General features: G+C 58.4%; 19 protein-coding genes and 2 pseudogenes. 17 read left to right on the top strand and 4 right to left on the bottom strand.

The window, feature by feature from the left end; genetic code table 11:
- Positions 1-277: 277 nt before the first annotated feature.
- A pseudogene (locus AB4048_RS20910) lies at positions 278-2,014 on the top strand (arylsulfatase); the annotation flags it as partial.
- Between the two features lie 10 nt (positions 2,015-2,024).
- Here AB4048_RS20910 and AB4048_RS20905 read toward each other — a convergent pair.
- A complete protein-coding gene (locus tag AB4048_RS20905) occupies positions 2,025-2,837 on the bottom strand; it encodes a universal stress protein (protein ID WP_442203902.1) in 813 nt (270 codons plus the stop codon).
- A 641-nt stretch (positions 2,838-3,478) separates the two neighbouring features.
- Here AB4048_RS20905 and AB4048_RS20900 point away from each other — a divergent pair.
- From AB4048_RS20900 to AB4048_RS20870, 7 genes are all read left to right on the top strand, one after another.
- Positions 3,479-4,813 (top strand): trypsin-like peptidase domain-containing protein, encoded by a 1,335-nt coding sequence (locus tag AB4048_RS20900; protein WP_442203901.1) that lies wholly within the window; start codon positions 3,479-3,481, stop codon positions 4,811-4,813.
- A 189-nt stretch (positions 4,814-5,002) separates the two neighbouring features.
- A complete protein-coding gene (locus tag AB4048_RS20895; protein ID WP_442203900.1) occupies positions 5,003-5,704 on the top strand; it encodes a CBS domain-containing protein in 702 nt (233 codons plus the stop codon).
- A gap of 344 nt (positions 5,705-6,048) precedes the next feature.
- Complete coding sequence (locus AB4048_RS20890) at positions 6,049-6,999, top strand: cache domain-containing protein (RefSeq protein WP_442203899.1); 951 nt, start codon at positions 6,049-6,051, stop codon at positions 6,997-6,999.
- Between the two features lie 3 nt (positions 7,000-7,002).
- The gene (locus AB4048_RS20885) at positions 7,003-8,721 is read left to right on the top strand and encodes a PAS domain S-box protein (RefSeq protein ID WP_442203898.1); all 1,719 of its coding nucleotides are present in this window, start codon (positions 7,003-7,005) and stop codon (positions 8,719-8,721) included.
- A 55-nt stretch (positions 8,722-8,776) separates the two neighbouring features.
- A complete protein-coding gene (locus AB4048_RS20880; RefSeq protein ID WP_442203897.1) occupies positions 8,777-9,139 on the top strand; it encodes a hypothetical protein in 363 nt (120 codons plus the stop codon).
- Between the two features lie 239 nt (positions 9,140-9,378).
- A complete protein-coding gene (locus AB4048_RS20875; protein WP_442203896.1) occupies positions 9,379-9,828 on the top strand; it encodes a baeRF12 domain-containing protein in 450 nt (149 codons plus the stop codon).
- A 975-nt stretch (positions 9,829-10,803) separates the two neighbouring features.
- Positions 10,804-11,115, top strand: coding sequence for a DUF5335 family protein (locus AB4048_RS20870; protein ID WP_442203895.1), 312 nt, complete (start codon positions 10,804-10,806; stop codon positions 11,113-11,115).
- Here the strand turns inward: AB4048_RS20870 and AB4048_RS20865 are convergent.
- Entirely contained in the window at positions 11,094-11,681 is a 588-nt protein-coding gene (locus AB4048_RS20865) for a DUF2267 domain-containing protein (RefSeq protein ID WP_442203894.1), read from the bottom strand. The two genes, AB4048_RS20870 and AB4048_RS20865, sit on opposite strands and share 22 nt — an antisense overlap.
- 264 nt (positions 11,682-11,945) lie before the next feature.
- Here AB4048_RS20865 and AB4048_RS20860 point away from each other — a divergent pair, with 264 nt between their 5' ends.
- The 8 genes from AB4048_RS20860 (at position 11,946) to AB4048_RS20825 (ending at position 17,572) form a co-directional block, all read left to right on the top strand.
- Positions 11,946-12,188: a hypothetical protein gene (locus tag AB4048_RS20860; RefSeq protein ID WP_442203893.1), complete on the top strand. Its 243-nt coding sequence runs from the start codon at positions 11,946-11,948 to the stop codon at positions 12,186-12,188.
- Positions 12,189-12,394: 206 nt separating this feature from the next.
- Positions 12,395-13,411: a lysylphosphatidylglycerol synthase transmembrane domain-containing protein gene (locus AB4048_RS20855; RefSeq protein ID WP_442203892.1), complete on the top strand. Its 1,017-nt coding sequence runs from the start codon at positions 12,395-12,397 to the stop codon at positions 13,409-13,411.
- A gap of 157 nt (positions 13,412-13,568) precedes the next feature.
- A complete protein-coding gene (locus tag AB4048_RS20850) occupies positions 13,569-14,777 on the top strand; it encodes an efflux RND transporter periplasmic adaptor subunit (protein WP_442203891.1) in 1,209 nt (402 codons plus the stop codon).
- On the top strand, positions 14,774-16,000 hold the full coding sequence (locus AB4048_RS20845) for an ABC transporter permease (RefSeq protein ID WP_442203890.1): 1,227 nt from the start codon (positions 14,774-14,776) through the stop codon (positions 15,998-16,000). Before AB4048_RS20850 ends, AB4048_RS20845 begins: the two co-directional genes overlap by 4 nt.
- The gene (locus AB4048_RS20840) at positions 15,993-16,703 is read left to right on the top strand and encodes an ABC transporter ATP-binding protein (protein ID WP_442203889.1); all 711 of its coding nucleotides are present in this window, start codon (positions 15,993-15,995) and stop codon (positions 16,701-16,703) included. Before AB4048_RS20845 ends, AB4048_RS20840 begins: the two co-directional genes overlap by 8 nt.
- A gap of 107 nt (positions 16,704-16,810) precedes the next feature.
- A complete protein-coding gene (locus AB4048_RS20835) occupies positions 16,811-17,047 on the top strand; it encodes a CBS domain-containing protein (protein ID WP_442203888.1) in 237 nt (78 codons plus the stop codon).
- 70 nt (positions 17,048-17,117) lie between these two features.
- On the top strand, positions 17,118-17,252 hold the full coding sequence (locus AB4048_RS20830) for a CBS domain-containing protein (RefSeq protein ID WP_442203929.1): 135 nt from the start codon (positions 17,118-17,120) through the stop codon (positions 17,250-17,252).
- Positions 17,249-17,572, top strand: coding sequence for a BON domain-containing protein (locus AB4048_RS20825; protein ID WP_442203928.1), 324 nt, complete (start codon positions 17,249-17,251; stop codon positions 17,570-17,572). The genes AB4048_RS20830 and AB4048_RS20825 overlap by 4 nt, the downstream gene beginning before the upstream one ends.
- Positions 17,573-17,915: 343 nt before the next feature.
- Here the strand turns inward: AB4048_RS20825 and AB4048_RS20820 are convergent, their stop codons facing one another.
- Positions 17,916-18,236, bottom strand: a complete 321-nt coding sequence (locus tag AB4048_RS20820) for a hypothetical protein (RefSeq protein WP_442203887.1) — start codon at positions 18,234-18,236, stop codon at positions 17,916-17,918.
- A 52-nt stretch (positions 18,237-18,288) separates the two neighbouring features.
- The gene (locus AB4048_RS20815; RefSeq protein WP_442203927.1) at positions 18,289-18,720 is read right to left on the bottom strand and encodes a pyridoxamine 5'-phosphate oxidase family protein; all 432 of its coding nucleotides are present in this window, start codon (positions 18,718-18,720) and stop codon (positions 18,289-18,291) included.
- Positions 18,721-19,426: 706 nt separating this feature from the next.
- Here AB4048_RS20815 and AB4048_RS20810 point away from each other — a divergent pair.
- Positions 19,427-19,501 (top strand): annotated as a pseudogene (locus AB4048_RS20810) (ABC transporter ATP-binding protein); the annotation flags it as partial.
- Between the last annotated feature and the right edge of the window lie 616 nt (positions 19,502-20,117).

Below are 20,117 nucleotides of genomic sequence, written 5' to 3'. Positions count from 1 at the left end.
CATACAAGAAGTGCCTCAGGCGTGCAGCGGAACCTCGGCTTTGGGCATTCCGCTCGACCTACCTAAACGGCCGAAATGCGGGCGCGAATCAGACGAGAGCTATCTTCCGCTTGGAATTAATCCAACTGACCAGACGCACTCCGTCGAGCTCATGCTATATTCGCAGGCAACTGCGATTTTGGCCGGCTTTACCTGCTTTTACCGTTGGAGCGAGCAAGCCGTCAAATCCCGAAATGGCTGTCAACGGTCGGTGGGAGGGGAATCGCCATGAAAATCGATTTCGTTGGCCTCTGCCGTTTCCGCAACGGCCCTGACAGCAGGTGCGGCATTTGCGCAACAGGTTACCGGCATACTCGGCTCACCGAGCGCGACGACCACGATCGATGGCAGGCAATTGCCGCCGCCCGACCCCAGCTTCGGCGGTACTATCACCAATGACGCTCTGAGTTCGAAGCCATGGTGGGCACCGCGGGTCGTCCCGCCAAAGACTGCCCCGAATATCCTTCTGATCATGACGGACGATGCTGGTTTCGGCGTGCCGAGCACCTTCGGCGGTGTCATCCCCGCTCCGACGATGGATCGCCTTGCCGCGAACGGCCTGCGCTATAACAACATCCATTCCACGGCCCTATGCTCGCCGACGCGGGCGGCTCTCATCACGGGCCGGAACCACCATTCGGACGATTTCGGCGTGATCTCCGAACAGTCCACGGGCTTTCCCGGCTACAGCATATCAGTAGGGACAAGGCGACTATCGGCCGGATTCTGCTCGACAACGGATACGCGACATCCTAGTTTGGCAAGGACCACAACGTCCCGCCATTCCAGGCAAGCCAGGCCGGACCGTTCGATCAATGGCCGACGGGCATGGGTATCGAATATTTCTACGGCTTCGTGGGCGGCGATGCGAACCAGTGGCAGCCGAACCTCTTCCGTAACACCACCCACATCTACCCCTTCGAAGGCAAACCCGGCTGGAATCTCGTCACCGGGATGGCCGACGACGCAATCGACTACCTGAATCGCCTCAACCAGACGGTACCGGAAAAGCCGTTCTTCATGATGTATGTGCCCGGTGCGACGCACGCTCCGCACCATCCGACCAAGGAGTGGCTGGACAAGATCAGCAGCATGCATCTGTTCGACCAGGGTTGGAACAAGCTTCGCGACCAGATCTTCGCCAACCAGAAGAAGCTCGGAGTGATCCCGCAGAATTCGCAACTTGAACCCTGGCCCGCCGATGTCATCAAGAACTGGGACGATCTAGCGGCGGACGAAAGGAAGCTGTTCATCCGGCAGGCGGATGTCTTCGCGGCCTATGCCGCCTATGACGAACACGAGATCGGACGCGTCGTTCAATCCATCGAGGACATGGGCAAGCTCGATAACACGCTGATCATTTACATCAACGGCGACAACGGCACGAGCGCTGAGGGCGGCCCGCTCGGGACGCCGAACGAAGTCGCCTTCTTCAACGGCGTCAATATGATGCCGGTGGACGTCCAGATGAAATGGTACGACGTCTGGGGCACGGAACAGACCTACAATCATATGTCCGCCGGCTGGTCCTGGGCATTCGACACGCCGTTTACCTGGTTCAAGCAGAACGCGTCGCGTCTTGGCGGCGTGGGCCAGAACATAGTTGTGTCCTGGCGTGCAGGCATTGCGGACACGGGCGGGCTTCGAAAACAGTTCATGCACGTGATCGACGTCGTGCCAACGCTCTTAGAAGTAAGTGGCATCCCGGCGCCCGATATAGTCGACGGCATCAAGCAGACGCCGATCGAGGGCACGAGCTTCGCCTACACCTTCCACAAGGCGAACGCCACGACCCCCACGCACCACAGGACGCAGTATTTCGAGATGATGGGCCAGTGGGCGCTTTACAACGACGGCTGGCTGCTCAGCACCAAGGTCATGCGCGCCGTGGGAGGCCTTCGGCGCCGCCAATCCGGCCCCCCTCAACAACCAAGTTCTGCAGCTCTACAATCTTGACAAGGATTTCAGCCAGTCCCGCCGAGGTGCTAGTGGCTTAGAAAAAGAGGGACATTGGTCGTTTCGAGCATCGACCGCGTCACCCCGCCAAACACCCGTTCGCGAAAGCGAGAGTGGCTGTAAGCGCCCATCACAACGAGTTCCGCTCCCGCCTCCATCGCGCGTTGCTTCAATGCTTCCCCAACCGTTCTTCCACCGCCGGCGATCACTTCCACAGTGACTGTCACCCCTTGTCGGGCGAGAAATGCGGCGATGTCAGCCCCCGGATCTTCGCCGTTTGAAGACGGGGTTGCGATGGGATCGATGAGCACGACCCGGACGTCCTTGGCCTGCAGCAAGAGCGTCATTGCTTGCTGGACAGACCGAGCTGCCTCCATGCGGGAGTCCCAGGCGATGAGGATGGGATTCGGGCACAAGTTAACGGCCTCGTCGGTTGGATTGAAAAGCACCGGCGCTGGCGCCTGGAACAAGGCACCGTCGATGATCTTCCGGCAGAGCTGACCGTCGCTCGCCGCCCTGCGGCCGACGAGGGTGAGATCGGCGTAGAGTGCCCGCACCGCGATGTCCTCGTCGGCCCAAGCAAACTCGGTGTATAGGTCCTGAATATCGAAAGACAGTCCTGAAGCAGCAAGCTGTTCCGTTGCACGACGTGTTTGGTTCTCCAGTTTGGCGACATCCCCTTGTCTCTCCTCGAGCCACGCCGGCGAAATTGCTTCAACATATGCGCCGATCGGCGGCGGAGCCGCCATGGCAATCACGACCACCGACAAATGCGCCTCAGCGGCCTGCGCCAGCACGATCGCATTCTTGAGATCCTCCTGAAAGTCGTTGACACCGATCACGGATAGGATGGTCTTGTATCGCATCGCGGCGACCTCCTCTGAATAGTTGATCGGACCAGCCTAACGTGCCTAAGTCCGCGCGCTTTGACGCATATCAAAGTGCGGAAAGCTGGTGAATCGCCGAACGACATGACATACGGGCGCCGATGGCATTCTGACGGTCGGCGCCGTCACGCGCAGCCACTAGACCGTCATCGGCGTCTGGATAGGCCGGAACCACCAGTGCCGCTACCCCAAATCGCCGTCATTTAGAGCGTACTTTTATAGGCGTGGTCCGAGCTTATATTTCGTGCAATTGGTCCGCGATCTCAGGGGCAGCGAACCCCCCGTGGGGTTATGCCGGAGATCGGAAGGAATTCTGGCCAGGAAAACGCGGATGGCTGGTATTCCTCCTGCGGAGGCGCCGACGGCGAGCGAGCATATCGTGTGGCGACTAAGCTGGTCTTTGTTTGGACTGTCCAATCCAATGATGCTCGAGCTCGCATGGCAGCAATCAAACGGCTCGGTCAGACTTCTTTGCGCTTCGTCAATGCCACTCTCTTTTTCCACGCACATCCTTTGCCCGGCAATTTCGCATCGCGCACCAAGGAGAGGACTCTGCCATGAGCGGCTTGGCCATTCGAATTCGAACGAGAGCAACCATGACGTGGCTTCTCCAAGCGACCTTGCTCGCCTTTTTTGGCGGGGCAGCCTGGGGAGCAGAGTCCGGTCTCCCCTCGCTCGCCCCCATGCTTGAACGTGTCGCACCGGCGGTGGTCAGCATTTCGGTCAAAGGAAAGACGAGCGATGACAATCCCGTGTTCCTGACACCGGGCAAGCAATCCGAGTCCCCGGAAAACGATGCGGTTCCTTTCCACGTCTCGATGCCGGCGGGCACGGGTGTCATCACCGACGCTAGACACGGCTATATTCTGACTAACAATCATGTGATTGCCGGAGCGACTGCGATCAAGGTGACGGTCGCCGACGGCGCTACGTACGATGCCTTTGTCACAGGAACTGACGAACAGTCTGATCTCGCCGTCATCAGAATCAAAGCAGAAGGGCTGAAGGCTGTCGAACTCGGAGATTCCAGCGCCCTCAAGGTCGGAGACTACGTCGTTGCGATTGGCAGTCCCTTTGGTCTGAATACCTCGGTCACGTTTGGTATTGTCAGCGCCCTCGACCGAATCCGCCCGGAGTTCGGCGCCGGACTCATCCAGACGGACGCATCGCTCAACCCCGGCAGTTCCGGCGGCGCATTGGTCGACATCGAGGGCAAGGTGATTGGCATCAACACCGCGATCATCGCCAGCGACGGAGGCAACGCCGGAATAGGTTTCGCAGTTCCGATCAACGAGGCGAAAGCAATCATGGAGCAGCTTATTGCAAAAGGTACGATCCAGCGGGGTCAGCTCGGCGTCCAGGTACAGGACAGCAGCAGGGATTTTGGTCTGGCGTTCGGCGTCGAGGCGACGACCGGAGCGCTCGTAAACGATGTCACACCAGGTTCGCCCGGCGCCAAGGCGGGCGTGCTGGTTGGGGACATCATCGCAAAAGTGAACGGAATTCCCGTCGCCGACTCAACGGACTTACGAACACGAGTTTCGGCTTTTCCTCCCGGCGCGACCATAAAGCTGCTCGTCCTGCGGCGCGCCGGAAACGTCGAGATAGCCGCCACCCTTGCTACCCTCGTTAATGAGGTGGCGGAGTCATCCTCTGAATTCGTCGACGGCAAAGGACTGCTGGCTTCCCTGACGCTGCAGGCGACCGGCTCCGACGAGGGAGCGATTGTTGCTTCCCTTTCCGACGACAGCGTCGCAGCAGCGGCAGGTCTGCAACCTGGCGACATAATAACGACGGTCAACCGGAAGGCATCCACTACACCGCAGATGGTCGTCGACCTTTCGAAGTCAGCGAAGGACGTCCTCCTGCTCGGCATTCTTCGAGGCAACTCTAAGAGCTTCGTAGTCGTTAAGCCCAAGAATTCCGGTTGATCTGCGCGAACGTCCTGATTGCGAGGCGGACTGTCACCTCTCCGCTACTTTCTGCACTTTGACCGTGATCAACGTCCGGCCAGCGGATCGGTGCTATGTATCTTCTTCAGCCAATCCAGATGCCCAATGTTCGCGACGGACTAGGCCGATTTGGACCTCAAGCCCCTCACGACTTTCAAGGAGACGGACATGCTCATATGCGAAATCATGACCCGGAACCCGATCACCGTTAAGGCCTCCGCGCCGATCGCCGAAGCGGCAAATGTCATGCTGGAACACAGTATAAGCGGCCTTCCCGTCGTCAACGACGACGGCGTCTTGGTCGGCGTCGTCAGCGAAGGCGACTTCCTTCGGCGCGCTGAGCTCGACACCGAGCGGCGGAGGTCGCGCTTTCTGGAGTTTCTTGCCAGCCCAGGCAAGCTTGCAAACGAATACGTACATGCCCATGGCCGACAGGTGGACCAGGTCATGACCTCGCCGGTCGTTACGATCTCCCCATGGTCGCCGATTGCCGAGGCAGTTGAACAGATGGAACGCAACGACGTCAAAAGGCTTCTTGTCGTCGAGGACGAGCAGCTTGTCGGAGTTGTCGCCCGATCTGATCTTCTGCGTGCACTCGTTCGCATGTTGCCTTCGGTTCAGACCCAGAAGAGCGACGCCGAAATCGAGGCGCAAATCACGGAAGAACTGGCGAAGCGGAGCTGGAGCCGCAACGGCGCTATCCGTGTTTCAGTCAAGGACGGCAACGCCGAACTTTCAGGCACCGTCTACGACGAGCGTGAGCGATTAGCAGCGCGGGTCGCCGCCGAAAATGTTCCGGGGACCAAATCAGTCGTCGATCACTTGTCTTGGGTAGATCCCTACTACGGCTTGGTAATTTCGCCGCCGTAACGCGGCGGAGTTTCCCGGTCCTGGTAAGTAGGTGGCTCGCAAGCGGGTGAGCGCAAACTCGTTAATGATCTCGTCCACACAAAACGACGCCGGATTGATTTGGCGCAATGTGATCGGTCGCCTTCGAGTTAAACTGAGTTCAATGCAATCCAAGGGAACCATCATTCTGCCCCCACAGCAATCATGTCGTTCGTGAACTCGGAGCTAGCCCGGATAGCTATTCTCGAGCGTCTGCGGAAACACTGCCTGGCCCTTAGGAGTGCCAAGGATTTGCGCTAAACTCGCTTCCGCAATCCCTCCCCCGTTATCAAGCGGCGAGGGAATTGCTCTAAGGGAGAAATAGGATGAACGACGCTCCCGCCGATGGACACTCTCCAATGCCACCGGGACACTTTTCCCACCCGCAGTCGAGCCCAGCGGCTAGCTGGAGGGCGGGCAGCTATCTCAATCTCTTTGCAGCAGGACTGATCTTACCCATTCTGCTCTTCGCCTTCATTCTTGCATGGTTCTACGTGAGTTCCGAGCAGAACAGAGCAATCGATCGCGCCCGATCCGCATCTCGGGAAATGGCTGCCGCGGTAGACCATTTACTTTCAGGACCGCGCCTCGTCCTGCAGCAACTGGCCGCGTCGACCGCTCTTCGCGAGGGAGACATACTGGACTTCCACGACAATCTGTCGCAGGCGGCTAGGCTGCTCGGGCATGACATCGCCCTCACCGTACCAGGCGAAGCACGGCCGATGGTGAGCACGACGGTGCCGGGGAACTCAGAGCTGCCGGAACTCGACAAGGCGAGTCTAGCCTATGAGATGCAGGCAGTCGAATCCAAGGCGCCGGTCGTAAGCAACCTGATACAGCGCAATGGCTCCGATGTCATTGCGCTCTTTGTTCCAGTCGTTCGAAACAGCAGAGCCGTATATGTCCTCTCGATCGATCTGCCTGCGTCGCAGTTTCTTGCCGCGTTGTCGCAGGTAGATCTCGAGCGGGGATGGCTTGCCGGCCTTACCGACGGAAACGGGCACCTCATCGCCCGGACGCTACAGCATGCGAAATTCGTTGGCCATCAGACGCCTCCCGAGTGGCTGGCGCAGGCGACCGGGGCCGACGGGGTGTGGACCGGGACAAACATCGAAGGGACCGAGGTAGCAGCCGCCTACGTGCGTTCTGCCAAAACCGGTTGGACAACGGCCGTGACCGTGCCCCTCTCGATCCTGAGGGCGCCCCTCTGGAGGGCTTCGTCCGTGCTGCTTGCTATCGGAGGCACCTTGGTAGCATGCGCCATAGCATTCACGTAATGGATGGGATCACATCTGTTTGGCGCTCTCTCCAGCCTCCAAAGTGCGGCACTGCAGCTGAACAGCAATGCGGAAGTTCCGCTTGTGCGAACGCCGGTGGAAGAGGTCAATCAGGTGGGAGCAGCGCTTTCAAAAGCCGCGGACGAAGCGCTTCGCCGTGAAGCACATCTGCGTTCCATCCTCGAAACCGTCCCCAGCGCGATGGTTGTCATAGATAGCCGCGGCACCATCCGCTCCTTCAGTGCGACGGCGGAACGGCTCTTTGGCTACAGAGCCGACGAGCTCGCAGGAAGCAACGTAAGAATTCTGATGCCGGAGCCGGACCGAGGCGCTCACGACGGCTATATCGAACGCTATTTCCAGACCGGCGAGCGACGCGTCAAGGGTAGCCGCATCGTGGTCGGACTGAAGAAGGACGGCACGCAGTTTCCGGTAGAACTCCATGTCGGCGAAGTGGAGGTGGGAGGGGAAAAGATCTTCACCGGCTTCATGCGGGACCAGACGGAAAGGCGGCGTATCGAACAGGAACTACGACAAACGCAGAAGATCGAAGCGATCGGGAAGCTGACTGGCGGTGTCGCCCACGACTTCAACAATCTGCTGACCGTGATCAATGGTAATCTGGAAATGCTGGAGACAAAGGTGGACGTTAAGCATAGGCAATTAATAGCGGACGCTCAGGAGGCATCCAATCTCGCCGCGCAGTTGACCACCAGCCTGCTCGCATTTGGCCGTCAGATGCCGCTCAATCCTGTCCTTTCGGATCTCGGCCAGCTTGTAACGGCGACGGCGCATATGCTGGGCCGCACGCTTGGAGAGACCATCGTGATCAGGACCGTTATCAACACAGGCTGCTGGACGGTCGTAGACGCCCCGCAGCTCCAAAATGCCTTGCTCAATCTCGGCATCAACGCCCGCGATGCAATGCCGAAAGGTGGCACTCTATCAATAGAAGTTTCGCAAGATGAACTACTCGACCCGTATCACGCCACGGTCGACCCCGAGGTGCTCCTTGGTCGATTTGTTCTGATAACTTTGAGCGATACCGGTATTGGTATGTCGCCCGAAACCATGGAAAGGGCGTTCGAGCCGTTCTTCACGACTAAGCCATATGGGGCCGGAACCGGGCTCGGCCTGAGTTCCGTCTATGGTTTCGTCAAGCAATCGGGCGGGCATGTCGCTCTCCATAGCGAAGAAGGCCTCGGCACGACAATCCGGATTTATCTCCCTTACGCTTCAAAAGATTTGAACATTGAAGCCCCCGCCGCCGGACAGAGCCTGCCTCCACTGCCAATAGGAATGGGCGAACGGATTCTTGTAGTCGAAGACGACGACCGAGTGCGGCGTGTCGCGATGAAGAGACTGCGATCGCTCGGCTACAGCGTGCTCGAGGCGGCAAACGGCCCGGCGGCGCTCGATCTTCTTGAGAAGCAGACAGGCGTTGATCTCCTGTTCACCGACGTGGTCATGCCCGGCATGTCGGGCGCCGAACTGGCTCTGGAGGTTCGCCGACGCTGGCCCTTGCTTCCCGTGCTATTCACATCCGGCTACGCCGAGCCCGCCGCCCGGAGCAAAATAGGAATCGAACGGGAGGAATGGCTAACTAAACCTTACACGACTGCCAACCTTGCCAGCCACCTGGAGGCAATTTTCAAAAAAAGACAATATGCGGCTGGCGCGCGCGCACCAGACGGCAGTTCATCGTCCCCTTCAGATGCTTGATCGCACTGACGGATCGAACGGCCACTTGTCACGAGAACAATCAGGAGATTTTAGGATGATCGGTCTTCACACCCAGCTGCCATTTGCGCACTTCAGCCCTTTCGGCACGGCTTTGCTGGCTAGTAGCCAGTTTCAAACGGAACTTGCGACCCGGCTTCAGCTCGAAAGCATGCGCTTTGTTCATGACCGGCTCAAGCGAGGTCTGCAATGTATGGAAGCTCTATCTGCAGTTCAGGCGCATGGCGACATGCTGGCTGTGCTAAGCGACTTCTCGGAAGAAGTGATCTTGGACTATATCCACGAGACGGGCAGAGTTTTCGCGATCGTTGCAACAAGTGCAACCGACGCCGAGACTGTGGCGGGCAAGGAAGCCAAGCTTGTGGCCGACGATTTCGCTGCCTGCACCATTGCGCCCTGACTCCCTCCGGTCTCGACTTCCAAGATGGAATAAAATCGTCTCGGAACCTGTGGTTCGCCTGGTCGGGATGCCCATTGATCTTGATCAACGCGCTCACTGCCGCTTCGCATCATATTGCCAAACGTCTTGCGGCAAGCGCGTGTCCCCCGACCAAGGAAATTTCGGACGCGAAATCGATTCGAGTTCACGACCCCTACGCGGTAATCGCAGATTAAAATCGGAAGAAGGGAGAGACCAAGATGCGAATTCGGTCAAACGACTGGATACTGGTGTGCGACGGCTCCAAAGCCTTATATCTTCGAAACGAAGGCAACACACAGAACCTTAACCTTGTCCAGGTTCGCACCTCGGTCAACGTGTCTCCTCCGACGAGGCTGCTGGGCAACGACCGCCCTGGGCGGGTCCACGCATCGATAGGCGAAGCAGGGAGTGCGGTCGAAACACCCGACCTCCATGAGCGCCTTGAGCAGGCCTTCCTTGCGCGCGAGGCAGCAGCGATCGAGGAAGACATAGAGAAGGGCAGTCTGTCGCGGCTGCTGCTGATCGCTCCTCCGCGCGCGCTCGGATTTCTCCGTCGCCGCCTGGGAGCGGCGGCGCGAACTGCTGTTTTCGCCGAAATCGCCAAGGACTTTACAAAGATGCCAGTCCACGAGATCGGAGCGCGGCTTCAAAAGGAGACTGAAGCCTGAAGATCACCTAAGGTGCAACGCCGCCTGCCGATGTGCTGCCGGCTTGGCGCTTCCGACTATGGCTGCCCACCATCTAGCGTTCGCCCTTCACGGACGTCCTTCGATTGATTGCTCGAGACTTGCCCCCCGCTGGTACAGATCGCCCTTCGATCTGACGAAAATGACGCTGAAAACCGTTACGATCATTAGAACCAGGATAACGGACAACGCATGGTCTAGTACCAGCCAGCGCAGCCGGCGGCCGCATTGTTGGAGAAACATTCTTAATCCCCTGTAATTGAACGCAACCGCAGCGACTACCTCGCGCAAGTCAGGTTCTCGGCGACGCATCACTCGGACGGCGGTTAGAGCATTTCGATTCTATTCGGCCCCCATATCTCGTGCGTAGGCCAGCCCTGCGGACTTCGCGAAGAAGCACATTCGCTTCGTTCAACGTCATCCACATCTTTCCACTTTCACGGTCAAACCGGCCTGTGTGGTTTGCAGAAATCCAATGAAAGGCACGCTTAGTGGCAACCAACACTTCCCAGCCCTTTTCACTACTTTTGTGAAGAACAAAGTCGGCGATGGGCATCTCGCAGTCCGGCTCCAGCAGAGCATTGCTCTTCGGTAAATGGTGCCGGAACTGTGGATTGAACATCGCGCGCCTCCGCGTTGGTGGGTCTCTTTTCCTTATGCTCCGCGAACTGCCCTGTCGCTTTGACCGAGATCAACGCAAGACGGGAGCTTCGGTGCTTTGATGGCTTGGATCAGTGCGAACACATCCAACTGATGGAAACCGACCCACGGTGTTCGGCGAAAAGGAGTTTAATATGACCCCGTCCCCATCGGACAGAACGGAAGAGTATCTGCCTCCGGGCGTTGGGATGGCCTCCCCCAATCGCCGAGGCGAATGTCGGCATAGCCCGACGCTCGAAACCAGTGCGCCTCCACACCCGCAACGACCTATGTTTCCATAATCGGGAGACTGAAGAAATGACAGTGATTACAATCGCGAAGACTGAATGGCCCGTATTCTTCTCGCGTCTCCGGGTAGCGGTACACGGGAAGAAAATGACGATTGAAATCGTCGGTGCATCGCTTGGCGACCAGATTCTCGTGAAATCCTCTCCATTGGAAGGGGCCACGTACGAGCCCCGAAACGATACCTTGGAAATCTCTATCGCGGCGATGACGCATGTGGTCGAGAAGCCGGAACAAATTTCAGTCCAAATTGATCACGGCGAGATCATTGCGATCGAAGTGGCGGAGCCCGGTGACAGGCGTCAGATCCTAACCTTCGCCTGATCTCGGTTACAGGGACCACACTTCTCTGTAGTCGATCGAGGGCCTTCTAAAGGGGCGAGCGGATCGCCCTCGTCGACTCGGCCAAGCGGCGAGGCCCAGACTCTAAGTGCGTGCACCAGTTTCTCCGGCTGCCTCTCTCCCATCCGGTTTTCCAGAAGCTTCAGAATGTTGACGAGAAACCCAGTATCCGCTTGTAGGCATCGCGGCAGATGCGTCAGCCCAAGTTCGTTGGGCGCACCTGCCGCCGATGGTTTCCAGTCGTCGAAGTACAGGCCCCGCAGAACGACAGGAAGACCGTTCCCGATCTCGGCGTTGTCGTTCACAGACAGACTGTCGCGGACTAAATGCAGGGCCTCGCACAGAAGATCGTAGGCGGCGGGTTGCTCGCAGCATAAAAGCTCCGAAAGGTCTCGAATCCAGATGCCTGCTTCCTGGGCGGCATCAGGAAAAGTCCTAGACGGAAAATACGTCATAATATCCTCCTCAGTGTATCGTTTGCTGATGGCGGAATTGGCGCCATCAGCATAGTCGGGCAGGCCCGGCTCATCGGCTTTGACGAGGGTCAAATGACACTTTCAAAGTCTGTGAAAAAACACCGTGGCGTAGCCAATCACGCTAACTCGTAGCACCGCTATCTCGCAGGAGTGGCGCAGATCAAGGAGCGGCGCCCGCCGATGGCAGCCTCTAACACAGCAGCAAAGGCTGCGAGATCAACGCATCGACGGCACTCTAATGGCTTTCGCATCGGGAAGCTTCTTTATAGCCCATGCTTCGAACAGCTACAGTTGCAGCGTCCCACGGGGAATCGTTTTCTTATTACCGCCAGCGAGTTGAACGAGCGTATCATCGCGCTGCTCGCGGGCCGGGCCGCCGAGAATCGTGTCTTCGGCGACGTTTCGACCGGGGCGGCGGACGATCTGGAGAAGGCGACAGACGTGGCGCGTGAATGCGTCACGCGCTTCGGCATGAGCAATGTCGGACAGGCCGTGTCAAAGCCGCAACGGCTCCAATGGCTGAATGACGCCGCGACCGGCTTCCGCCCAAGGGACTATTTCGAGGGCCGCCCGAGTTGACGAGGCTATTCGAAAGACGATCGCGAATGCGTTCGACGAGACCAAAAAAATGCTGGGGGCAAGGATTGCAGAGCCGCATGCGGGCGCCGGACTACTGCTACATCATGAGACAATAACTCCGAAGCACTTTCCGCCACTGCAGCGGGAAACGCGCGCTGGCGGCGAAGAGGGCCAACCGACGTGGGCGCTGCCTATCGAGGCCGCACATGGCTGACCCAGAGAAGTCATGGGCCGCCTCGGATGCCCCGATCGTTCTGCGCGAGGCGAGACCAGCGAGTGTGATACTAGGATGGGCTATTGGTATTCTGGTCTTCGTCGGGGTCGTCGCGATGATCCTGCGTTTCGCGGACATGCTGATTCTACTTGATATTCTAAGGTCGGCCAACCCTTTATGGATCCTTGCTGCCCTTGCGAGTCAGACTGCGACCTACGCCTGCGCTGCCGCGATCTGGGCCACGGTGATGCGAAGCGCCGGATATAGTCAGCCACTCACTGATCTCCTCAAGCTTGCGGTGGTCGAGCTCTTCGCCAACCAAGCCATTCCGACCGGCGGGCTAAGCGGCAGCATCATCGTCGTACGAGGCTTGATACGCAGGGGCGTACCCGTCCCCATTGCTGTCACGGCTTTGCTGATTTCCGCTTTGTCATACTATGCCGCCTATTTGGTTGCGGCAGCTCTTGCCTTCCTCCTACTTTGGCGGATCGGCGACCTCAGCGATACATGGGCGTGGCTATCGATCGCATTCGCAGTCCTGGTCGCGTTGATTGCCATCGTCCTTCTCTTCGTCGCGCGTTCGCGCGGCCGATTCATTCCTGGCGCCCTGCGTCGCAGTCCTCGCCTGGCACGGCTGTCAAAAGCATTCGAGCAGGTAAGGATCGACATGGTGGGTGACGTTCGAATCCTTGGTCGGACCGTCCCGCTCCAACTTGCGATCTTCATTCTGGACGCCGTCACCCTCTGGCTGTCACTACGGTCGCTCGGTGCGGGCGTCGGCCTGTCCCGCGCGTTTCTCGCCTTCGTCCTCGCCTCAGTGGTCGCCACGCTCTCTCCGCTTCCGCTCGGTCTCGGCTCGTTCGAGGGGACGTGCGTCGCGGTCCTTCACCTGCTGGGAGTACGGGTCGAGGCAGCACTCGCTGCTACGCTCGTCTTTCGGGGATTTTCATTTTGGCTGCCGATGCTGCCCGGCCTGTGGCTCGTGCACCGCGAGAACAGGACGGCATGACCTCCGCTAACTCCAGTCGAATTGATCTGGAACAAGGCGACGTGCGCTCGACCCGCGACTATGAAAATATTGGCGATGTCTTATAGGGGTCGATGCCGTGCAGATCGAAACCGAGTTCAATCCCGACAAAACTTAGTGTCCGGGCAAGTCCGCGGCAGTGAAGACGATATGGGCTCGCAAATGGTCGATCCTGATTATGATGACGGTCGCCACGGGAACGGCTTGGGCGTTAGCCCGCGTTCTGGTTGGACCTGAGGTCGCGGCCTACCCCGTGGTCCACGCCGATCTCGTGCGAACCGTAGTGGTAAGCGGTCACGTGGAGACACCGTTCCGCGTAAACATCGGAAGCCAGATTACCGGCACCGTAAAGGACGTTCTGGTGGACGAGGGACAGTCCGTAAAGCAGGGCCAGCCACTGATTGCGCTCGACCCCGGCGAGCTGGAAGCGGCGCTAATGCAGACGAAGGGCGCGGTCGCGCAGGCGGAAGCGCGGATGCGCGAGGTCAAGGAATTCACGCTCCCGGCAGCCCAGCAATCGCTGAAACAGGCAGAGGCGACCCTTTCCGTCGCGGAGACAAGCTTTACGCGGGCTGATCATCTCCTCGCGTCAGGTGCCGGCAGCAGGGCCGCCTACGAGCAGGCAACCAAGGATCTGGACGTTGCGCGAACACTGGCACGTTCCACAGAATTGCAGGTCTACACCCTAAGTCCAGGCGGAAGCGAGTACGAGATGGCTAGGACCGAACTAGACCAGGCCAGAGCGAATCTTTCAAGCGCGCAGGTGCGTCTCGGCTACGCGACGATATCGGCGCCCCGCGACGGAGTCCTCATCGCCCGCGGCGTCGAGCGAGGGGCGGGCGTTCAGCCGGCAACGCCGCTTCTCATGCTTGCTCCCACCGGGGACACCCAGCTTGTGCTGCAGGTGGACGAAAAAAACGTCGGCCTGCTCCGGCTTGGACAAAGCGCGTTGGCATCGGCCGATGCCTATCCCGACGAGCGCTTCAATGCGACGCTGACGTACATTAATCCTTCCGTCGACATCGCAAGGGCCTCACTCGAGGTGAAGCTGACCGTTCAAGACCCGCCAGCGTACCTGCGGCAGGACATGACCGTGTCCGTCGACATCGCCGTCGATCGCCGGCAGGGGACGCTGGTCGCGCCCGCGAAGGCCGTGCACGATCCGACGTCCGCGTCCCCATGGGTGCTGGTCGTCCGCGATGGGCGGGCTCAGGAGGAGCCGGTCACGGTCGGTCTTCGCGCCGGCGACCGCGTCGAAGTGCTGGGCGGGGTGGCCGAGGGCGAGCTGCTGGTCCCCATCGCCTCGGGCGTCCGAGCGGGCCAGCGCGTCCGCGCGGTGCGATCATGAAACCCTGGCTGACATTTGGATGGATCGCCGCTCTGCGGTTCCTGGCCGAGGGCTGGATGCAGACGATGTTCATCCTTGGAGGGATCGCAGTAGGCGTGGGCGTCATCATCTTCATGGCGGCGATGCTCGCGAGCGTGCAGACGAACTACACCAATCGGGTTTTGACCTGGCAGCCGCAGATCCAACTGCAGCCGCCGGACGAAGTCGCGCGTCCGTTGCGCCGGAGTACCGGAGAAATTGAAGCCGCCGCTGTTCAGAGACCGGCGCAGCGTAACCGACCCCTCGACCAGTGGCAGACAATTCTCGTAGGAATGAGAGCCCGCCCCGACGTCGTCATAGCCACGCCTTCCGTCTCGGGTTCCGCTCTCGCCGTGCGAGGAGACGCCAGCAGAAGCATCAGTGTTCTGGGAATGGAACCGGAAGACTATTTCCGGATAGTCCGTCTGCCCGACTACATGGTGGCGGGAACATCGGTCATTGGAACAGACGACATCCTGATTGGCGTGAACCTTGCCGAAGACATGGGCGCTGAAACTGGCGACAAGCTCAAAGTAAACGCCGCCGATGGTACGTTGCGTACGCTGACAATCAAGGGCGTTTTCGACGTGGGAAATCGCGGGGCGAACGAACGCAACACCTACGTTGCGTTTCGCACGGCGCAGAGCCTTTTTAACCTGGTCGGCGGCGTGACCGACATCGACATCACCGTTCGCGACGTCAACGCAGCAGAAAACGTGGCACAAGAGATCGAGGCCTTACTCCCGGTCAAGGCGGAAAGCTGGATCAAGAACAACTTCCAGTTCTTTACGGCAATCAGGGCCCAGACCATTTCGAGCCTTCTCATCCGTTCGTTGGTCGGCCTCTCTGTGGCCTTTGGTATTGCCGCGGTGTTGGTCGTGTCCGTCCTGCAGCGCTCGAAGGACATCGGTATCCTGCGAGCCATGGGAAGCTCCCGGGGCCAGGTGCTGCGAATATTCCTCATTCAGGGCGGCGTGCTCGGCTTTCTGGGATCCATTATAGGCTCAGTTCTCGGCGGCCTGGCACTGGTCCTGTGGCACCGCTACGCGCGCCAGCCCAACGGCGAGGAGTTCTTCCCTCTGATAGTAAGGCCCAGTCTCTTCCTGTGGTCTTCTCTGCTCGCGACGCTGACCGGCATTTTCGCCGGCACCGTGCCGGCGCTAAGGGCAGCGAACCTTAATCCCGTGGAGGCGATCCGTGGCTGACCTTCTCGTTCTCAGTGGCATCAGCAAGTCTTTCAATGTCGGCACCTCCATCGAAACGGAGGTGCTTCGCGGTATCGACTTGGTCGTTCGAAATGGCGAATTCACGGCACTGATGGGACCTTCTGGCTCCGGAAAAAGCACATGGCTCAACATCATCGGGCTGCTCGACCGGGCTACCGCCGGCTGCCTCGTCATCGACGGTCAGGCGACCGCATCCCTTTCGGAAAGCGAAGTGACGAAGCTTCGGGGCCATGCAATCGGCTTCGTGTTCCAGTACCACCACTTGATCTCGGCATTTACAGCGCGGGAGAACGTGATGATGCCGCTCCTCGTCGATCAAGGCCGCCCGACAGCGTCGATGGAACGGCGTGCGGATGACCTTCTGGACTGGGTTGGCCTTTCGTGGTGGCGCAACAACCGCGCGATGAATATGTCCGGAGGCCAGCAGCAGCGCGTGGCCATCGCGCGAGCTTTGGCGATGAACCCGCCGCTCGTCCTCGCCGACGAGCCCACCGGCAACCTCGATACAGGCACGGCAAGCGACGTCTTCGACCTGATGGAGCGCTTCAATCGCGAGCACCGCACTACATTCCTGATCGTTACACATAGCCACGAGCTTGCCGGCCGCTGTTCGAGGCTCGTTCAGCTGGTCGACGGCAGAGTGTCGCAGGACAGCCCCCAGGCGGCCCACGCTTCGACCTGACTCTTCCGCTTCCGCGGGTTGACGGAAGTCAATGAGGAAGTCCCGTCCAGGCGCTTCAATAGAATTGGTAATTGGTGGAGGCTACGAACACGGCTGCGAAGGACATCATGATCAGTCCAGTCACCACGATCACAGAAGACCAACACATCAGGCGTGCGATCGAAATCGTCAACTCCAGCAAGATCAGGGCTGTCCCCGTCGTCAACGACCAGGGCATGCTGGCCGGGATCGTCACCGAGGGCGATCTCCTTCGCCGCATCGTCTCTTCCGGCGCCGCGCGACCAGTGCCGCCCACTCGCGCCCGGGACGACCTGCTTGCGAACTACATCAAGGCGCGGAGCTGACGGATCAACGACGTAGTGACTTCGCCGGTCATCGGCGCAGTTCCGTCCGCGACCATCGCGCAGCTCGCGAATCTTCTTCTCGCACGTTCCAGTCGTCGCAGACGGGCGGCTGGTTGGTATCGCGAGCCGGCGTGACCTCATGTACGCCATGACGGTCGGTCCTTCGGAACTTGTAGCTTTGGGCGACGACGCTCCGACGCTCTGACGACGGCAGTTCTCAGTCGTTTGCAGTCGGAGCTGGGAATCTCCCCTAAAAACGTTGAAACCTCGGTCGAGGACGGGTGCGTAGTGCTGCGCGGAGAAGTCGACAGTTCGCTTGAGCGGGAAGCGGCACGAGTAGCCGCAGAAAGTATTCCTGGCGTGCGCGGAGTGGATAACGAGATTCGGCTCGCCTACGGGATGGTCAGCCGGGAGAAAGCCGCCGGCTTAACCGCGGCCATCGGCTTGGCGTCAGTAGGTGGAAAATCGGCCCGTAGGCTGGGACACGGGAACCTCTGCACCAATGAAGAATTTCGAATGCCATAACTTGTGGGTCACGCAGCGCCGATTGCATACTTCCGTCTACTGTGGCGAAGGACAGAACTCGTCGTCGCTATCCCATGATTGATTTGTCTGGGCCAAAGCATCAAATGTGTTCACTGTGCGGGCAGGCCAAGCAGGGATGACGCCGCGCTCAGTGTCTAGATGCGTACGCCCGAACTCCGTCCGGCGCAAGACAGCAGCGGAAGAGCGACAGTATCAAGATCGAAACGCAGCCCTGAATGATATCGACACTTTGAGGTAGCTCGCCTCGCGGCAGAGAACATTCATCGCGTGCGAACACTCGGGATAAATCCATCGGCCAAAACGACTTCCATTAAGACCAATGTTACTTCCGGTTAATATATGCATGTTTGATATCATCAAGACCATCTGCCTGGGTTTGAGCGTCTTTCAGCAATTCTTCGGCATAGCCTTGAGCATCGAGTATATCGCGGAAGTGAAGCCCTCTGCTGCGGCAGCAAAAATCGATATCGTGCAGAATTTGGGCAATAAGTTCGGATTTTTCTAGGTCGTCGTGGAGGCGTAGCAATCTGACGGTGGCACTCGCCGCAATCATGTCAAGTACTAGGAGACGAGCCTCTATTTCTCCCGTTGTTGGCACCATGGCGCCGGTCGTCCGATCCGAGTCAGCGCTTTTTTTGGGCATGGCTATAATCCTCACTATGAATTAACGCTCGTTCGCTAGCGTATTCGGCTTTCTAGCTTTTAGTTTTTCGTCCGCTGACATCGATAATTTCCAGCGCAAAGAAAGTATGTGTGCTCGAGCGATTATCCGCCAATTTCGCTGTCGGCTTCAAGCCGCCAGGCTCCCACCAATCTGAGTGTTGTGCTAGCAATGCCCAAGCTTGATCCTTTTCTTCTCGACACTCTTCGCCGCTGAGATCGATGAAACGTGCATCGATAACCACGCTCTTCCAAGAATGCTTGCTTTTCAGTTGATCAATCAGGACACAAACATGAGGGTTTTTCCTCATGATTTTCAACTTTTTACCTGGCAACGTAAAAACGTATAGTTTGTCACCAGCGCAAACATATTGGACAGGGACTACATATGGGACATTCCCGTCCGCACACGCTAGTCTCGCGAGCCATTTTCGCTTTATGAGTGCGATACACTCATCGTTGGACATTTCTTGGACATTCATAATCTACCTCAAAGAGCCGGCGGGTTCTTCTCTGCTTTTGTCATGACGTGTTAGAGCTCTACTTGTTTTGTGCGGTCGCTCCTCGTGAAGAGACCCACAGAAGGAGCAATGGGCCAGACCGCCGTCCACAAGTGTCACGAGTAGAATTACTTGGCGTCATGACCTTGTGGTGGCAGCCGAACCAATTCGTGGTTGTCTATAGAAGTGCCTCATCTGCGCCGAGACGCGCTTCTTCGATCAACCGTTGAGCGTATTCTGAGGCCGCCGCAGTGTCAGCTTCAGTGAGGTTTGCCTGCTCACATTTCCTTTTGATTGCACGGTGAAGTGCCGCAATCAGCGCAGATTTACCCCTTTCGTCAAGGCGTTTCAAAAGCCTTGCCAGTGCGGTGACTGCGACCACTCTCAAAACAAGACTTCGGCCTCCAATCTCGCCCATAGATGGAACAGCATAACCGGGCGGACCGCCGTGAGTGTCACGTTTTCCCCTAAGCATGGCGTCGATCCCAACTTCGGTTTGTCAATTGAAATTGATGATGGTCCCGCCGCAACCCAATCGCATTGAGTTAGATCAACTGCCAATCGTTCAAGCCGATTCCAGCGCACGCAATGTCAAGTTCACTGCGACGAGCATCTTAGGGTGGACGGATGCGCAAGGATTCTCATGATCGGCGACGTCCGAGTCCTTGGCCAGACGGACGAGCTTCTGGACCGGGTCGGTCTTTCAAGGTGGCGCAACAATTGCTCGATGAACATGTCTGGAGGTCAGCATTGCGAAAAGCGCTCGCCTTCGCGAACTGCGATTGGCGCGGGAGACTGAGATCGCGGCCAAAGTACCGGCTCGGCTGAGAAGTTAAGGGTGGGGCGCGCAAGCCTTGGGTGATAAACTCCCAAAGCGGAGGGGACCGCTTTGCCGCACGACCCCAAGATAGCTCCGGATGATCACGACTGGTTCCCAGCTCATTGGAAATAAGTGGAGGCGGGCCGTGCGTGCGCAGTAGGCAGGAGTGATCGGCACGACCCGCAGGGACCTCGGGACGATTGAGGCTAGTTCCGCTTCAGTCGCTATTTCTTCTGCCTCATCGCCGATGAATTCCGAAAGGGCGACAATCCTGGGCGCCTCATGCAACTCAGAAACAAAAAAGCCCTGCCGAAGCAGGGCTAATTTTCGAGATTAAACAAAATGAAAAGCGGGTCGGTCGCGGAAGCTTAGGCGCGAGGAGGTCAGAAGAAACCACTTCAGCTCCCACGATCTGTGAATCAAACGCCGGACAATTATGCCCGTTCCATCTCAATCGAGCTTTTCTCCGTCTTTGACCCGAGGTCGATAAGTATTACATTGTATAACCGGTTCAACGAACTCAGCGAGCGATCTGCGCTAAACC

The organism is Rhizobium sp. RAF56 (genome assembly GCF_052113965.1).
Lineage (GTDB): Bacteria > Pseudomonadota > Alphaproteobacteria > Rhizobiales > Rhizobiaceae > Rhizobium.
This window is presented reverse-complemented; position numbering and strand designations above follow the sequence as displayed.

What these genes read in the sequence shown, in the direction of transcription:
- AB4048_RS20815 (WP_442203927.1), bottom strand. Translation starts at nt 18,720, where the DNA reads ATGTCCAACGATGAGTGTATCGCACTCATAAAGCGAAAATGGCTCGCG.
- AB4048_RS20845 (WP_442203890.1), top strand. Translation starts at nt 14,774, where the DNA reads ATGAAACCCTGGCTGACATTTGGATGGATCGCCGCTCTGCGGTTCCTG.
- AB4048_RS20855 (WP_442203892.1), top strand. Translation starts at nt 12,395, where the DNA reads ATGGCTGACCCAGAGAAGTCATGGGCCGCCTCGGATGCCCCGATCGTT.
- AB4048_RS20835 (WP_442203888.1), top strand. Translation starts at nt 16,811, where the DNA reads ATGATCAGTCCAGTCACCACGATCACAGAAGACCAACACATCAGGCGT.
- AB4048_RS20890 (WP_442203899.1), top strand. Translation starts at nt 6,049, where the DNA reads ATGAACGACGCTCCCGCCGATGGACACTCTCCAATGCCACCGGGACAC.
- AB4048_RS20875 (WP_442203896.1), top strand. Translation starts at nt 9,379, where the DNA reads ATGCGAATTCGGTCAAACGACTGGATACTGGTGTGCGACGGCTCCAAA.
- AB4048_RS20870 (WP_442203895.1), top strand. Translation starts at nt 10,804, where the DNA reads ATGACAGTGATTACAATCGCGAAGACTGAATGGCCCGTATTCTTCTCG.
- AB4048_RS20900 (WP_442203901.1), top strand. Translation starts at nt 3,479, where the DNA reads ATGACGTGGCTTCTCCAAGCGACCTTGCTCGCCTTTTTTGGCGGGGCA.
- AB4048_RS20820 (WP_442203887.1), bottom strand. Translation starts at nt 18,236, where the DNA reads ATGCCCAAAAAAAGCGCTGACTCGGATCGGACGACCGGCGCCATGGTG.
- AB4048_RS20885 (WP_442203898.1), top strand. Translation starts at nt 7,003, where the DNA reads ATGGGATCACATCTGTTTGGCGCTCTCTCCAGCCTCCAAAGTGCGGCA.
- AB4048_RS20880 (WP_442203897.1), top strand. Translation starts at nt 8,777, where the DNA reads ATGATCGGTCTTCACACCCAGCTGCCATTTGCGCACTTCAGCCCTTTC.
- AB4048_RS20895 (WP_442203900.1), top strand. Translation starts at nt 5,003, where the DNA reads ATGCTCATATGCGAAATCATGACCCGGAACCCGATCACCGTTAAGGCC.